Origin of the sequence: Methylovulum psychrotolerans, assembly GCF_002209385.1 — a bacterium.
In the GTDB taxonomy this organism is placed as follows: domain Bacteria; phylum Pseudomonadota; class Gammaproteobacteria; order Methylococcales; family Methylomonadaceae; genus Methylovulum; species Methylovulum psychrotolerans.
In genome coordinates this window covers 3629921-3645351 of sequence record NZ_CP022129.1, presented here as the reverse complement: position 1 = coordinate 3645351, position 15431 = coordinate 3629921, and the positions used below count along the sequence as shown (strand labels likewise).

Here is a 15431-nt window from a genome sequence, read left to right as displayed (position 1 = left end):
AAATCCGATGTATGATGCAAAAAAAAAGCCCCGAACCAAAGTGGTACGGGGCTTTTGATTTTTTTGGCGAAGTGGACGGGGCTCGAACCCGCGACCACCGGCGTGACAGGCCGGTATTCTGACCAACTGAACTACCACTCCAAAGTCTGGTGGGTGCTGAGGGGATCGAACCCCCGACCCTCGCCTTGTAAGGGCGACGCTCTCCCAGCTGAGCTAAGCACCCGACTAATGCTGACTAGTTTACAGCATCTTTTAAAGATTTACCAGCTTTAAATGATGGAATTGTTGCTGCTTTGATAATTATTTCTTCACCGGTCTGCGGATTACGGCCTTTACGCTCGGCACGCGCTTTCACGGAAAAGGTACCAAAGCCCACTAAAGCCACGGAATCACCCGCTTTTAATGCAGATTCTACAGCTTTAATAAAGCCATCCAACGCGCGGCCGGCATCGGCTTTGGTTAATTCTGAAGACTCCGCTATAGCGTCGATAAGATCCGATTTATTCATTATTCCCCCCTCAGGAAGTCATTGTTATAGGTGTTGTGCTAGGCTGATGTGTAATTCTTATGCCCTGACAGCAGCAACACAAGAAACACTGTTATTTATATCAACTGCCATTGTGTAGTGTCAAGCTTTAAAGATAGCCGAGGCCACGTTTACCAAGGCTTGCCGTAGGTCGGCAAGCCTTGGCGCAGACCCTATTAATGGGCAGTCAATCCGGTTTTTAAGGCCTTGACACTATCCGCATCGCTTTTCGCCTTTTCTTCAATAACCAGTTTCTCAATAGGAACAGGCACATACTGCAAAGCCACCGCCAACACTTCATCAATCCAATGTACCGGCTTAATGGTCAGGTTAGCCTTGATATTGTCGGGTATTTCCACCAAATCTTTTTCATTGTCGGCAGGAATTAAAACGGTCGTGATGCCGCCCCGGTGCGCCGCCAATAACTTCTCCTTCAAACCGCCAATCGGCAACACTTCGCCGCGCAAAGTGATCTCGCCGGTCATCGCGACATTGGCGCGTACCGGAATCTTGGTCAAGGCCGAAATAATCGCCGTACACATGCCAATACCCGCGCTAGGGCCATCTTTCGGGGTTGCCCCTTCAGGGACATGGACATGGATATCATTTTGCTGGAACACCTCGTTATTAATGCCGAGAATATCCGAACGGCTCCGCACCACGGTCATCGCCGCCTCAATGGACTCTTTCATGACATCGCCCAATTTGCCGGTCGCCGAATGCTTGCCCTTGCCCGGAATCACCGCCGTTTCGATAGTCAGCAATTCGCCGCCGACTTCCGTCCACGCCAAGCCAGTCACCTGGCCGATTTGGTCGCGCTCTTCGGCCACGCCATAATCAAAGCGTTTCACGCCCAAATAATCGCCCAGATTCTCGGCGGTCACCACCACCTTGCCGCCGACCGACTTTAACAGCAGGGCTTTGACGACTTTCCGGCAAATCTTGGAAATGTCCCGCTCCAAGCTGCGCACTCCCGCCTCGCGCGAATAATAGCGGATCATATTCTTGACCGCAGGCTCAGTAATTTCAATTTCGTGCAATTCCAGGCCATTATTTTTCACTTGCTTAGGCACCAGATAACGCAAAGCGATATTAATCTTCTCGTCTTCCGTGTACCCGGCCAAGCGGATCACTTCCATCCTGTCCAGCAACGCGGGCGGGATATTCATGGTATTGGCGGTGGCGACAAACATCACATCCGACAAATCGAAATCGACTTCCAAATAATGGTCGGAAAAAGTATGGTTTTGCTCAGGATCCAACACCTCCAGCAGCGCCGAAGCCGGATCGCCCCGGAAATCCGCCGCCATCTTGTCGATCTCATCCAACAAGAACATCGGGTTGCGGGTTTTTACCTTAGCCAGATTTTGCAAAATCTTGCCCGGCATAGAACCGATATAGGTACGCCGATGACCACGGATTTCCGCTTCGTCACGCACCCCACCCAAAGCCATGCGCACATATTTGCGGTTAGTGGCACGGGCAATCGACTCGCCTAACGAGGTCTTACCCACCCCTGGCGGCCCTACCAAGCATAAAATCGGCCCTTTAAGCTGCTTGACGCGCTGATGCACCGCCAGATATTCCAGAATCCGCTCTTTGACCTTTTCCAAGCCATAATGCTCTTCTTCCAACACCTGCTCAGCAATTTTCAGGTCATGGCGCACCTTGGTCTTTTTCTTCCACGGCACATTGACCATCCAGTCAATATAATTGCGCACCACCGTCGCCTCAGCCGACATCGGCGGCATTAGTTTCAGCTTATTCAGTTCGGTTTCGGCCTTGGTTTTGGCTTCTTTCGACATGCCCGCTTCGGCAATTTTCTTTTCCAGCTCCTCAATCTCATTGGTGGCATCTTCCATGTCACCCAATTCTTTTTGGATCGCCTTAATCTGCTCGTTAAGATAATACTCGCGCTGGTTTTTCTCCATCTGCTGCTTGACGCGGACGCGGATTTTCTTCTCCATCTCCAGAATATCCACCTCGCCTTCCATCAGCATCATCAGGTTTTCCAGACGGCTTTGGATATTGGGGTTTTCCAAAATCCCCTGCTTATCTTGAACCTTCAGGCTCATGTGTGCCGCCATCGTGTCCGCTAAACGGCTAGGGTCATCAATGCCCGCCAACGAGGTCAGCACTTCAGGCGGGATCTTGTTATTGAGCTTAACATATTGCTCGAACGAACTGATCGCGGTGCGTTGCAGCACATCCTGCTCTTGCTCCGACAAGTCCCAGACCTCTTCCATCGGCTTGACCACCGCCGAATAAAACGCCCCGGCATTATGATAGGAGACCACGTTAATGCGTTGGCTACCCTCCACCAACACCTTCACCGTCCCGTCCGGCAATTTCAGCAATTGCAGGATATTCGCCAGCGTCCCCACCTGATACAGGTCGGTAATGTCCGGTTCGTCGACCTCGGCTTCCTTTTGCGCCACCAGCAACACTTGCTTGCTGTCACGCATGGCTGCGTCCAAGGCATCAATTGAGCGCTCACGCCCGACAAATAAGGGGATGACCATGTGCGGGTACACCACTACATCGCGTAGCGGCAAAACCGGAATGAAGACATCGCTTGGCTGTAACTCTGTCATGTTATGTGTTTCCATAAATGCGCCCTGAACACGATTGTAAAAATAAGATTATGAGGACGGTAATAAAAATAGCAAGGATCCGGCCATAAAATAGCCGCTTTTTTTTCTGGCCAGGCTAAGGAAGCAGGCTAACCTGGAGGGGGTACTGGCTGGCGGCGGGCTTTCAGCCACAATTCCAACAGCAAAGCCTTACGCAACAGCTTACGCCCCCACAGCCGCCAAGCCGCTTGTCCGCGCCATGCCAACAATTCGTCTAAAGCCCGCTCAGGGCTGGTAAATTGGCCACTGACCCGGCTGATATAGGTAGGATAAAGGATTAACGCCGCCGCCGCCAATTCATCGACACTGAGGCGGCGCGAACGCCTGTCCGCCACCAGCTTATCCTCAGTCAACCCCCACCCCGCGTAAAAAGGCAAACCGTAGCAGACAACCCTTTTGCCGCGCAACAACGCCTCAAAACCCGTTAACGAAGTCAAGGTATGCACCTCATCGACCTGTTCCAGCAATTGCCCCATCGCCACATCGACGATAATCTCGTCGCACCATAAATGCGTCTGCGCCTCGTCCTGCCCCGCCTGCCGCAAGCCCGCCACCACATCAGGATGGGGCTTATAAATGATATAAGCCGTCGGTTCGGCACTACGCACCGCCATCAACAGGCCTAAATTAGTGCGTAGCCCCAACGCCCCATACGCCAACGACGCATCGCTTTCCACCTGCCCCGGCACCAGAATGACCGGCCCCGCCAAACTGCCCGGCGGGCGTTGCCAGACCCCCGTGCCGACATTGTATTTGGTCAACCGGGCAGCGGCCAAGCGCTCGCGCAACTGCCGGGCACGCGCCAGCAATGGCGTATCAAAGGGATAATTTTGTAGATAAGCCTCCAAATCGGAAGGCCTTGTCGCATCGTAATAGATACCCGTACTGTCCAAAGCCCATGATAATGGCCGGATCAGATCGGCACCTAAGCCTACGGAACGGATAAAACCATCTTCCAAGCGAATAGTATGCCATTGTTTGGCATTTTCCGGCAGCACCGTGAGCGCTTGCCGACCCCAGACCACCAGCGTGGCCTGTTCGGGCGGCTGCGCAACATCAAACAGCACGGCGCTACCCTGAAAAAACCGCCTCACAATCGGCTTCTTATAATCGGAAAAACCGTATGCGTACAGCCGCGTCGGAAACCGCCCGCGCTGCACCCGCTGCCACCCCGCCCAAACCAGCAAACGCTCAGGTTCGCAGCACTGTGCTGTTTCTGGATCAACATAAGCCGCGCAAGCGACCAGCACTGCATACAGCAAATTGGCCAAGGGCACTGGCTGGCGGCCTAAAGGTGGCGGCACGGCATCATCGGTCAAGCCCCAGCCCGCATAATACGGCATCGCAAAGGTGCGCACCCGCTTACCCCATAACAAGCCTTCCCAACCCAAGCTAGAAGCCTGACAATACACCGCTTGCGCCCCGGCCAGCACCGCCGCCGGATGCACATCCGCCGCCAGCGCCTGCACCCGCGCCGCATCGGCCAACGTCCGCCGCTGCCCAGGCACATCAGGGCAAGGCAACACCAGCACCTGCGCATCGGGATACTCCGCCAAAGCCGCCGCCAGCATCCGCGCCGACCCCGCCGCATCCCCCGCATCAACTACCACTACATAATGGGGCGGTAAAGGCAAAGCATACGCCCGCGCGTGGTTATAGCGCGATAACTGCTGGCTTTGCCACAACCCCTGCAACTGCCACGCCCGCGCTTGCTGGGCAGGGCTATAAGCCGCCGCTATCGCCGTTTCCAACGCACTGGCCCAACAGAGCGACAATACCCCATCCGCAGCATTAAAAGGCGCAACACAGCCCTCGGTGGCTTCCCACAGCACCAGACCGCCTAACCGCGCCAACACCTCGCCGCCACGCCGCCACGCCGCCAACAGACGGCGGTTTGCAGGCTGCACCGGGCGATATACCACCACCCGCCGCCAGCGCCAACTTAACGCCCACAAAGTCAGCAAACGCGGCTTAGGCAACAAGCGCACAGCGGCCTGCGCCAAATCTTCGGCAGAAAGCGACGGCCTAGCCATCAGCCCCCCAACAACTGGCGGTTAGCCTGTTGCGCCTGCGCCGCCATTTCCAGTGTCTTCGCTTGGGCATTACCCCATAAGCCATAGCGGAAAGTCTCGTCTTGGGTCAGGCTTAAAATCGCCTCCACCCACGCCGCCTGCTCGTTCGCCACCACCAAACCCTGCCGCCCATGCTCGACCACCGCCGCACAACTGCCGCCCGGCGAATACACTCCGACCGCCCCGCAACGGGTAATATCCAAAAACTTGGTCTGCGAACGCGCCAAATTAAACGGCACGTCCAACAACGGATTTAAGCCGACATGCCGCCCAGGTTGCGCCAAAAAACCCTGATAGGCCGGCCATTTCAAGGTATGCACCACAGTAACGCGCGGCAAGCCCCGGTACAGCTCAAACACATCTTTCTTCCCGATAATCTCAAAAGCCGCCTGCGGGTCCCGTGCCAGCACCTCCGCCACCACCGGACGTAACCAACGGATTTCCGCCTGATGCGTGGCAATCGAACCGTGATAAAAAATCCGCCGGATCGGCTCAGGGAACGCAATCGGCGTAGGCAACACTAATTGCGCCCGCCACGTCGCGTATTTTTCCACCAGATACGGTGTCGACACCCAAAGCTGCGGCTGCTGGCCACGCAACCAAGCCCGTTGCCGCCACGCCAACTTCGCCAACTTATAACGGTAACTGAGCGGCATCCCCGCCGACGCGGCAACATCCAACACATCGTCATCCATAAAAAACACCAACGCCCGCAACCGCGCCCGGCACGCGCCAACCAGCCGCGCCCACGCAGGCGGCACATAACGGACAAAAATGACAATCGCATCGGTTAATGCTTCAGGTTCCGGCACATCGGCATGAAAACACCGGACAAGCGGAAACCCACCCGCCGCCAACAGCGGCAGGATAAAAAAATCCGTGGAAGGGTTCGCACACTCTTCGATCAGAAAAACCGTGGGCTTAGGGGCTGGGGCGAGTTCCATAACAGGCTCAAAACTGACAATAGGGGCGATTATACCGACCGAGAAGGCAGGCGGGGCATACCTTTTTGAAGATCAATGGCGCAACAGCATACCTTAATTGATTAATTCTCACACCATTCCACTACCTTAGCGTATTGGCGGAGCAAAAGACAAATCCGCCGAGAGCAGATGAGACACTAACCCGACAAGCAAACCCCAAGGGAAATCCTGCCTGTCGGCTACGCTAGCGCGATTAAAAAAATCGGCGCAATAATGACTCATTATGGTTTTTAAATACCCGAAAATATCAAGCTATATAAATTTATCCGCTTATATTCCGGCAGGTATTGTAAGCCTTTTCTCCAGCACAGCAAGCGTAAGCCCAGCCTGTTTTGGCAACCCCACACCTGCTGTACAAGGATAATCTATAGCAATACCACTGTGCCGATAACCACGCCGCAAATAAAATGCAGTCAATTCCGGGCGGGGCGATAGCACAGCCATAACAGCTTTACCGCAACCCAGCATCGCGCCGACTGACTGTTCGGCATAGGCTAACATCTGCTTGCCCAACCCAGTCCCCTGTCTGTGCGGCTGTACTGCCAGCATTCCGATATGCGCATCATCCCCGTGTTTTTCGATATGGACACAAGCAACAATTTCGGTACCGATCAAACCCAAAGCCACCACCGAACAAGGCTTGCACAACATCTCCAGCACTTGCTGGGCATTAACTCTAGCCCCTGCCACCCAATCAGACTCATGCGTCCACCCACCCGCTCCAGCTTCAGGGCGATAAGCACAGTTAACCAATTGGACAATCGCCCCGACATCATCGGGAAGTCCGGTTCGGAATGCGGTTAGGTCTTTTTTCATAGCGTATACATTAAGCGGACAGCATTGGGCTTTACTCGTAGATTAACATAATTCGCACACTGTCCGACATTTTAAGGAATGGGCATAAAAGAAAATCTGTTGTAGAGACGTTGCGGAGCTTCCATCTCTACAGTCTTCGATCTTTCTGTCATTAGGTATTAAAAAAAACACCAAAAATTACACGCACCACCCCATTAATATAGAATAGTTTTTTTATTTTTTCCGATACTGCTCGCCAGTCCTATGTGTCAACAGCAGCCTATTCTAAAGCGGATTAAGAGCATTATTAAGAATACCGAACGGACAAACCTTTCGCCATTTAACTTTCGGCAAGCAAAAAATCCGCATACCTAACCACCCCGCATTTGCACAACGGCAACTACCTCCCTTTACGCAACCGCTCAATATAAGCCAACTCCCCCAACGCAAGCTTATTCGTCGGCTCAATCTCAAGGTCTTGGCGATATGCCCGTTCCGCTTCATCCAACCGCTTTAATTCCGTTAACGAGAACCCCATCCCACGCAAAGCCATGCCCCGTAACTCCTGCTGGCTACTATACTGCTCCGCTAGCCGATAAGTCTCTTTATAAAGCACCAATGCCTCCTCAAACCGCCCTAAACTGTTCAATGCCGCCGCCATTTCCGCCCTGGCATCTGCCGAATAAGGGGCAAGCTTTACCACATCCTGCAACAAAGCCACCGCTTCGGCAAACTGCTGCTTTTCCGCACGGATAAAAGCCTGCATTTGCAGGCACTGCTTATAACTCCAATCCACCCATTCAAACGGCGCACTGGCAGTTTTTTTAAACGCTTCATACTCAGCACTAGTCCGAAATGAATAATGCGGCAACTGCTGATTAAACGATGCTTCATAAGCCTTACGCAATTGCGTTGCAAGCCGCTCAGCTTCATCCCAACGCTTACCTTGCAATAGCCCCATAAGCTCTTCCATCTGCGGGCGCAAAACCGCGCCTTTAGCTGGCTCCGAATTCGCCGAAAGCTCTATAGCTGTCGTCACCGCCCACGTTTGCGCACCAGCCGGACTAGCCATCACAATGGCGACCAACAATACCCCTAACTTAACATTCATCATACCTTCCCCTTAGCCCCAGCATCGCCGACAAGCCCGTCGCCGTTGCAAAGCCTTGATTGCAGATCAGGTAGTCTGTGTAGAGTTCTATTTTTTCTTTTTCCATCCGTCAATGATACTCTTTTTGGGATGGGGTGCGTAACATCAGTTATGAGTTTAACCAGCCCACCAGCCAAACCCTTTTCACCAACACTTATAAGCTTTAGTTTATGGCCATCCCTTTAGCAAGCAGTTTTCAACGCGGCTCGGCATTGCCGCTGGACCTATATAGCCTACGCGCCGATCTGGCCGCCCGGGATGCGATTCCGCTGGCGGCACGGTTTGAGTTTATGGTATGTACGGTGGCAGCGGACGGGAAAACCTACCGACTGGAAGGCGGCACGGCCAATAGCCACTGGGTCGAAGCTGCTGCGTCGGCGGCTTGGGGCAGTATCGGCGGCACTTTGGCGGCGCAGACGGATGTGCAGGCGGCGCTCAATGCCAAAGAGCCGCTGATTGCGGCGGGTACGGCTTCTGGCTATGTGCAAAAAATGGGCACTGATGTTTGGACAGATTCGCCTAGCCAATGGGATGGGACAAAATACGCCGGGGTAACGGTGCCGCTTTCCCTAGTTGTGTCAGGCGGTTGGGCGGTCAGCTGGCGGCCTACGCGCGTTAAAGTGACGCTAACAATCACCTCATTGCAGACTTTTACCAATTTAAACTTTTATGTCTATTCGACGGGTAGTTATTTTCAGGGTGACTGGAGAACGCCGGATTTGGGTAATAACGGGTTACCGCCTTTGGTGCTGGGTGTAAACGTTTTGGAGCTGGATTTAACGGGTTTGGAATTTGATATATTGGAATTAGTTCTCAGTCCGAATTTTAATTACCCGACCTATGATGTTACAGATGTGGAATTTTTTATCTCCGCCAACCAATATTTAGGCGGTGATAAAGTCTTTCATGATCTCAATACCGGGGTGGTGCCGGAGGCGGGCAATTTATATTTTACCGTCCAGCGGGCACTGAATTCGGTGCTGACGGGGTTTTACTCCAGCCCCGGCACGGTGGCCGACACCGACACCCTATTGCAAGCCGTGCAGAAGTTGGACGGCAATATTAACGCGATGGCACGGGTCGTAATTACTTACACCAGTTCCGTAACCCTGTATTCCAGCAACTTACCATCCGGCAGTATCGTCCGCTTTAACGGCACGGCGGCGATGACCGCAACCATCGTCAATTCTACGCCCGCCGGGTGGTATTGTTACGTCTACCAAGCCAACACCGGGCAAGTGACCTTCACCGTCTCCGGCGGGGCGTTGCACAATGTGGCCGGCTTTACCAAAACCGCCGGGCGTTATGCCCAGGTTATGCTGTTTTGCGACAGTAATGCCGGGTTCGCACCGCAGATTATTTTGAGCGGCAGTGGGGCGTAGGATGAAAAAGTCTGTTTCAGTCGCCTTGCCATTGCTAGAAGCTGGTGGGGTGATGAGAAGGCCGCCGCCTTATCACAAGTGCAAGACAGGGTTGAGAGATGGTAGTTTTGCAAGCAATCCGACAGGAAAGCGGTAAAAAAGGCTTAGGTGTCTGACAACCGTCAAAAATGGTTGCCAGACGGTTAAGCAAGGTCTTCCTTTACCCTAGGGCGTTAACTTAATGCGCTTCTATCACAGCCAGCGAATCATAAAACGTACCCGTCCAACGGAAGACCGTCATATTGCCGCGAATGGTGAAATTTTTTGCCGTGGTAAAACGGCAGCTTGCAAAGCCACCAAAATCGCCGCCGCTACCTAAAGCCACTTCTGCCGATGTACCCACCGCCAAGGTAGGGGTAGCGGTGGAAACCACAGTACCGCTACTGTTGATCAGGTCTATGGTAACTGTTTGTGGAACCAATGATACATTGACCGCATTGCAGGCATGATAGCTTTGGCCACTGTCAGACCATGCAGGCGAAGTTGTCAGCGGGGCGGCCATAACATTAGAAGCCATGCCCATTGCCGATACCGCAATGGTTGCTAGTAAAAACCGGATGTTTGTCGTACGCATTTTCATCTCTCCTCGGACATCTGTAATGTGTCCATTATTATTTGCATAGGTTGTTTGTGTATAACCAACTGATTTTTGTCATGCAATGTAAGCAAAGCCATAGCTATTGATGCAACCTCGCTTACGGCTACATTAGATGCTTTTTTGAATCAGGGAGATAGGACATATTGGCGCTGCACTTGGGTAATGTTAACTTGCTAATTTATAACAGTTAATATTTTGATTTTGATAATTTTTATTAGATAAGGGTTATTTAATGATTTATTTATGGGGTTTGATATGCAAATAATCCCCCTTATGAAATTTTTTTGGTTTAAATTAACTAAAATTAATAATTGTATTGGTTTTTTATGCCTTTGGAATTATCTAGATGATTGTTTTTATAAGATACTGAAATAAAATCTCTTTATTTGTTTTTCCTGGGTGTAGGCTCAGGCTGAGGAGATGCGTTATTTGCTTGCAATTCAGCCGAAGCCCTAGCTCTATAAGGCCGGAGCTTTGTTTGTTTTTGCTTTGGATGTTAAGCAATAGCCATTTCATCTGTTAGAAATGGGTCGTTGCGAGGGGATTAGGCGACTTCATTGAGGGTATGGATGAAAGGTGACGGGGGTGTCCCGTCACCTCGGCTGTTTTTTTGGGCAATCGGAATGCCCTTTAGCGCATTATAAACTTAAAATAAACCTACAAAGAATGGAATTATATCAATGAAAAAAGTTGTTAGGTTGCTGTCACTGAATTGCCACCAAGGAAGGCCATTTTGTTCACTGGGTTGCCACGCCCCCATCTTTTCATTGATCATCCAAGTTCCGTCCGTTTCATTAGTGAAGGTAGTTGCAGTATCTAAGATGTGGGTTTTATATTTGGACGCGGCTGAGACGATATGGACTTCTATATGATGATTGGGCGTATTGGCCGTTTTGATAAAGGCCAGATCGTTATTGCCGAGTATCTGCCAAATTCCATCCGTTTCATTAGTGAAGGGAGTCGCGACCGCTAATGTACGGGTTTGATAATTGGAGCTGGCTGAGGCGATATGGACTTCTACATGGCCATTGGTTGTATTGGCCGTTTTAATAAAGGCAAGATCGTAATTATTGAGTATCCGCCAAGTTCCGTCCGTTTCATTAGTAAAGGTAGTCGCGACATCTAATTTGCGGGTTTGATAATTGGAGGTGGCTGAGGCGATATGGACTTCTATATGGCCATTGGGCGTGTTGGCCGTTTTAATAAAGGCCAGATCGTTATTATCGAGTATCTGCCAAGTTCCGCCCGTTTCATTAGTGAAGGTAGTCTCGACATCTAATATGCGGGTTTGATAATTGGAGGCGGCTGAGGCGATATGGACTTCTACATAACCATGGGCTGTGTTGGCGGTTTTTATAAAGGCCAGATCGTTATTACTGAGTATCTGCCAAGTTCCGTCTGTTTCATTAGTGAAGGTAGTCCAGAGTTCCAGAGTGCGGGTTTGATAATTGGAGGTGGCTGAGGCGGTATGAATTTCTACATGGCCATTGGGCGTATTGGCCGTTTTTATGAACGTAAGATCTCTATTTAGTATTGAACCGGCATAGGTAAATGTTGATGCCGTCAACATAAATGCCATTACCACATTAGCAAAAACTCTTTGTTTCATCGTTAATTCTCTCTTAAATGGGTATGATTATTTAAAAAAAGCTAACAGAGCAATTGAAAGCACTTTGTTTAATTTTTTAGTTATCTAAACTAAATGCTAAGATCGCTTTGGGTCTGAAACAGTATGGTATAATTAAAAATCACTTAGGTCAATTTTAAGATCTTTATTTACTAAAATTATGGCAACTGTTCACATTAAGCTATAAAACGTTCGTCATTGGATGGCGGCAGAATTGACTTCCTGTCGTTATGCTCTTTGGGTGTTTATATTGATGCACGGCATTCCTATCACACCCCTTTATGCGGGTATTCGGGCTTATCCCGATAAAATCTGCGGTATTCGGGGAAAAGATGTTACTGCGTAACGTCAGTCATCTAATACAAAACAGCATCCTCATAGGGTATTACTTTTTGGATACGGTTAAGGTGTTGCACAGCCCCCCCCTTACTGCACCCCCAAAGCCTGTAAGCCTTTTTGGGCATCGGCATCGCCTTGGGCGGCGGCTTTTTGGTACCAGGCGATGGCTTGTTGCAAATCTTGGCCTACGCCTTTGCCGCTGGCGTACAGATACGCCAAGTGGGTTTGGGCGGGGGCGTAGCCTTGGGTGGCGGCTTTGCCGTACCAGTAGGCGGCTTGTTGGTAGTCTTGCTCCACACCTTTGCCGAATTGGTATTGCACACCCAAGTTGCCTTGGGCGGAGGCCAGGCCTTGTTCGGCGGCTTTTTTATACCACTTAAAGGCTTGCTGGTAGTCTTGGCTGATGCCGCGCCCGACATCATACATATAGCCCAAACTCACTTGCCCTAAGATACTGCCTTGGGTGGCGGCTTTTTTGTACCACTCCACTGCTTGCTGGTCGTCTTGGGCTATGCCTTTGCCGTTGGCGAACATATAGCCTAGGCGGGCTTGGCCTTCGGGGTCGCCTTGGGTGGCGGCTTTTTTGTACCAGTCCACCGCTTGCGCCAAGTCCAGGCTGACCCCGTTGCCGAGTTCGTAGAGGTTGCCCAGATAATATTGGCTTGGTGCGTGGCCTTGTTCGGCGGCTTTGCGGAACCATTGTGCGGCTTGGGCAAAATCTTGTTTGACCCCGCTGCCGAATTGGTAAAGCAACGCCAAGCCAAATTGCGCGTCGGGATAATTACGCTCGGCGGCGGGGCTGAATGCAGCTTGGGCTTGGGCGAAGTCGCCGGCTTTTTTATAGCTGTAGCCTAAGGCGGTCAGGCCGCGCAAGTCGCCTTGGCCGGCGGCTTTTTGTAACCATTCTAAGGATTTGGGGCGGTCGGGGGCGGTGCCTTTGCCTTGCTCGTAAGCCAAGCCGACGCTGGTTTGTGCGGGTGCGTAGCCTTGCTCGGCGGCTTTGCGGAACCACTCTAAGGCCTCCCGATCATTAACCGCGACCCCGCCCGATCCGCTGGCATACATTTGGCCGACGTTAAACTGCGCCCCGGCGAGGCCTTGGTCGGCGGCTTTGCGGTACCACTGCAAGGCCAAAACGGGATTGGCGGTCACGCCTTGGCCGAGTGCGTACAATCCGGCCAGTTCGGCTTGGGCGCGGGCTAAGCCTTGGTCGGCGGCTTTGCGTAGCCATTGTGCGGCGAGCGCCTTGTCTTCCGGAACGGCCTGCCCATACAAGTAACAGCCGCTGAGCAGGGCTTGGGCGGTGGCGTTGTTAGCGTCGGCCAGTTTTTGCCATAATTCGAGCCCATCCGGGCAACGGCTTTGGTAAAAGCCGTTGGCGTTATCCTTAGGCAAATAGGTTGCGGTCAGCTCTTGCTCGGCGCTGCGCACTTTTTGTTCTTCCTCTTGGCCTTGGTGCTTTTGCTGCATGTCCAAATAGCCTTGATAAGCCGCCCAGCCGCCAGCGCCGATAGCGGCCAGCAACAGCCCGCCAAAAATGACTTTCAGCAATTGCACGAACAGGTTGGTGGGTTTTTCGTCGTCATAATCCTCATCGTCTTCGTCCTCTTCCGCCGCATCATCAATAAAACCGTCATCCTTGCGCGGGGCTTCTTGCCACTGGCGCAATTTCAGTTCCGCCTCCAGCTTAAGGCGTTTCATGGCCTCTTCGGCGGCTTCTTTTTTGGCGCTGGCCGGGTAAGCTTGGAGATAGGCCTGGTAAGCTTCGATGCTGTCGGCGTTGCGGGTATGTTGCCACAACGCCGGATCGTCGGTTTTTTTCTCGGCCACCGCCACGGGCGTTACTGGCGGGCGGGCGTTCAGGAACGGTGCCAACAGGGTTTTTAAAGCGCTGATGTCGGCGGGGCGGTCGGTCGCCGTGACCATCAGACAACGTTCGATGGCGGTTTTTAGGTACGGGTCCAGATGGCTGCCGACAAAAGTCAGCGGCACACCCTGTCGGCATTGTGCAAAACTGGGCGGCGGCGTACCGTTCAGGCATTGGAACAGCAACGCCCCCAGTGTGTACAGGCCGTCGCCCGCCTGCGCCGCATCCAAGTCCAACACGCTTTGGCGGGTCAGGCCCAAGTCCATCAGCACCGGATCTTGGGGTTTTTTCGCGCCGCCGCGTAAGAAAATGTTGTGTAAAGTCAGGTCGGGCGAATGGATGCCGCGTTGTTGGAGTTGCTCTAAGGTGTCCAGCAAAGGTTTGAGCCAGAGCTTAAGGTAAGATGCGGGTTGTTTGGGTTGTTGGTGCCAAGCGTCTTGCAAGGGGCAACCGTCGATGCTGTCCATCACCCAATAGGCCGTGCCGTATTGCTCGACCAAATCGACAAAGCGGACGATGCCGGGCAACGGCTGGCAACTGTTGAGCAGCCGCGCCTCGTCGATAAAATGTTGGTAGCCTTGGGCGAAGCCTTGCGGCCTGGCCGTGCCGCTTTTGGGCATCACCGTGCCGGTGCGGGTGCGCACCGCCAGCGGTTCGGGGTAATACTCCCTGACCGTCAGGATCGCGCCGCCAGTCTTTTGCGCCGTATAGACAATGCCCACCGCGTCCGCCGCCACCACCCGCCCCAAGGTATATTGCCCCCCAACTACGCTGAACAAAGGCAAATGCAAGGCTTCTTCCACATAAGTGGCGCGGTCGAAACCGCAGCTGGCGCAAATAGCTTGGGTACTGGGCTGGAAGCAATTGGGGCAATGGCTGTGGGCAGCGTAGTTCATAGTGGGTTCTTGGGGTTGATGGTCGATAGGGGGTTATTCTAACCCAAACTACTGGACTGGGCGTAATAGTGGCTGCTATCGCTGTCCGTTTCGTCGGTTTTGCCGCGTAAATAGTCAAGCAGGGCGGCGCGAATAGGCCTATAGTAAAGCTTCGGGGGTTAACCTTGGCGGCAAAATCAACCGCCCACGTTAAGGCACATCCGCCCACCCCAATAGCGAACGGAGCTAAGGCCATGAGCAAAGAACAAAAAAGCAATAAAGAAGAGAAGAAGAAACCCGCGTTAAGCCCTAAAGAGAAGAAAGCCGCGAAAAAAACCAAGAAGGACGCGAAGGGCTGAGGTTTGGGTAGGCAAAGCAAGGGTTTATGGGGGTAGGGTTACAACTGCCCGGACTTTTATATTCGATGGGTAAGTTTTTAATATTCAAATCAATAGCCCAGCTACCGGATATTGAAAAGGACTGTAAGCTGTTTTGAAATAAAAGGTTGTTGTGGATTTTGTCTCCCTCCCCTGATGGGATTGGGC

The 15431-nt window shown here is 52.4% G+C and carries 10 protein-coding genes and 2 tRNA genes; 1 reads left to right on the top strand and 11 read right to left on the bottom strand.

What is annotated here, in order from left to right; translation table 11 throughout:
• Positions 1 to 64 precede the first annotated feature (64 nt).
• The 8 genes from CEK71_RS16500 to CEK71_RS16465 form a co-directional block, all read right to left on the bottom strand.
• A tRNA-Asp gene (locus tag CEK71_RS16500) sits at positions 65 to 141 on the bottom strand.
• 6 nt (positions 142 to 147) lie between these two features.
• Positions 148 to 223 (bottom strand) — tRNA-Val (locus tag CEK71_RS16495).
• Positions 224 to 235: 12 nt separating this feature from the next.
• Positions 236 to 508, bottom strand: a complete 273-nt coding sequence (locus CEK71_RS16490; protein WP_088620404.1) for an HU family DNA-binding protein — start codon at positions 506 to 508, stop codon at positions 236 to 238.
• Between the two features lie 194 nt (positions 509 to 702).
• Positions 703 to 3135 carry an endopeptidase La gene (gene lon, locus CEK71_RS16485; RefSeq protein ID WP_088620403.1) on the bottom strand — a complete coding sequence of 811 codons (2433 nt, stop codon included), beginning with the start codon at positions 3133 to 3135 and terminating at the stop codon, positions 703 to 705.
• A 113-nt stretch (positions 3136 to 3248) separates the two neighbouring features.
• The gene (locus CEK71_RS16480) at positions 3249 to 5192 is read right to left on the bottom strand and encodes a capsular polysaccharide biosynthesis protein (protein WP_088620402.1); all 1944 of its coding nucleotides are present in this window, start codon (positions 5190 to 5192) and stop codon (positions 3249 to 3251) included.
• A complete protein-coding gene (locus CEK71_RS16475; RefSeq protein ID WP_088620401.1) occupies positions 5192 to 6175 on the bottom strand; it encodes a glycosyltransferase in 984 nt (327 codons plus the stop codon). Before CEK71_RS16475 ends, CEK71_RS16480 begins: the two co-directional genes overlap by 1 nt.
• A 309-nt stretch (positions 6176 to 6484) precedes the next feature.
• Positions 6485 to 7030 carry a GNAT family N-acetyltransferase gene (locus CEK71_RS16470; RefSeq protein WP_088620400.1) on the bottom strand — a complete coding sequence of 182 codons (546 nt, stop codon included), beginning with the start codon at positions 7028 to 7030 and terminating at the stop codon, positions 6485 to 6487.
• A gap of 379 nt (positions 7031 to 7409) precedes the next feature.
• Complete coding sequence (locus tag CEK71_RS16465; RefSeq protein ID WP_157679336.1) at positions 7410 to 8123, bottom strand: tetratricopeptide repeat protein; 714 nt, start codon at positions 8121 to 8123, stop codon at positions 7410 to 7412.
• A 206-nt stretch (positions 8124 to 8329) separates the two neighbouring features.
• Here CEK71_RS16465 and CEK71_RS16460 point away from each other — a divergent pair, with 206 nt between their 5' ends.
• Entirely contained in the window at positions 8330 to 9541 is a 1212-nt protein-coding gene (locus CEK71_RS16460; protein WP_088620398.1) for a hypothetical protein, read from the top strand.
• 217 nt (positions 9542 to 9758) lie between these two features.
• Here CEK71_RS16460 and CEK71_RS16455 read toward each other — a convergent pair whose 3' ends face one another.
• The 3 genes from CEK71_RS16455 to CEK71_RS16445 form a co-directional block, all read right to left on the bottom strand.
• A complete protein-coding gene (locus tag CEK71_RS16455) occupies positions 9759 to 10154 on the bottom strand; it encodes a hypothetical protein (RefSeq protein ID WP_088620397.1) in 396 nt (131 codons plus the stop codon).
• Between the two features lie 670 nt (positions 10155 to 10824).
• Positions 10825 to 11787 (bottom strand): hypothetical protein, encoded by a 963-nt coding sequence (locus tag CEK71_RS16450; RefSeq protein WP_088620396.1) that lies wholly within the window; start codon positions 11785 to 11787, stop codon positions 10825 to 10827.
• A gap of 444 nt (positions 11788 to 12231) precedes the next feature.
• Positions 12232 to 14907, bottom strand: coding sequence for a Sel1-like repeat-containing protein kinase family protein (locus CEK71_RS16445; protein WP_088620395.1), 2676 nt, complete (start codon positions 14905 to 14907; stop codon positions 12232 to 12234).
• Positions 14908 to 15431 lie beyond the last annotated feature (524 nt).

Excerpts from the sequence above, each read along its gene's own strand:
- CEK71_RS16490 (WP_088620404.1), bottom strand. The coding sequence starts at position 508 with ATGAATAAATCGGATCTTATCGACGCTATAGCGGAGTCTTCAGAATTA.
- lon (WP_088620403.1), bottom strand. The coding sequence starts at position 3,135 with ATGGAAACACATAACATGACAGAGTTACAGCCAAGCGATGTCTTCATT.
- CEK71_RS16480 (WP_088620402.1), bottom strand. The coding sequence starts at position 5,192 with ATGGCTAGGCCGTCGCTTTCTGCCGAAGATTTGGCGCAGGCCGCTGTG.
- CEK71_RS16475 (WP_088620401.1), bottom strand. The coding sequence starts at position 6,175 with ATGGAACTCGCCCCAGCCCCTAAGCCCACGGTTTTTCTGATCGAAGAG.
- CEK71_RS16470 (WP_088620400.1), bottom strand. The coding sequence starts at position 7,030 with ATGAAAAAAGACCTAACCGCATTCCGAACCGGACTTCCCGATGATGTC.
- CEK71_RS16465 (WP_157679336.1), bottom strand. The coding sequence starts at position 8,123 with ATGATGAATGTTAAGTTAGGGGTATTGTTGGTCGCCATTGTGATGGCT.
- CEK71_RS16460 (WP_088620398.1), top strand. The coding sequence starts at position 8,330 with ATGGCCATCCCTTTAGCAAGCAGTTTTCAACGCGGCTCGGCATTGCCG.
- CEK71_RS16455 (WP_088620397.1), bottom strand. The coding sequence starts at position 10,154 with ATGCGTACGACAAACATCCGGTTTTTACTAGCAACCATTGCGGTATCG.
- CEK71_RS16450 (WP_088620396.1), bottom strand. The coding sequence starts at position 11,787 with ATGAAACAAAGAGTTTTTGCTAATGTGGTAATGGCATTTATGTTGACG.
- CEK71_RS16445 (WP_088620395.1), bottom strand. The coding sequence starts at position 14,907 with ATGAACTACGCTGCCCACAGCCATTGCCCCAATTGCTTCCAGCCCAGT.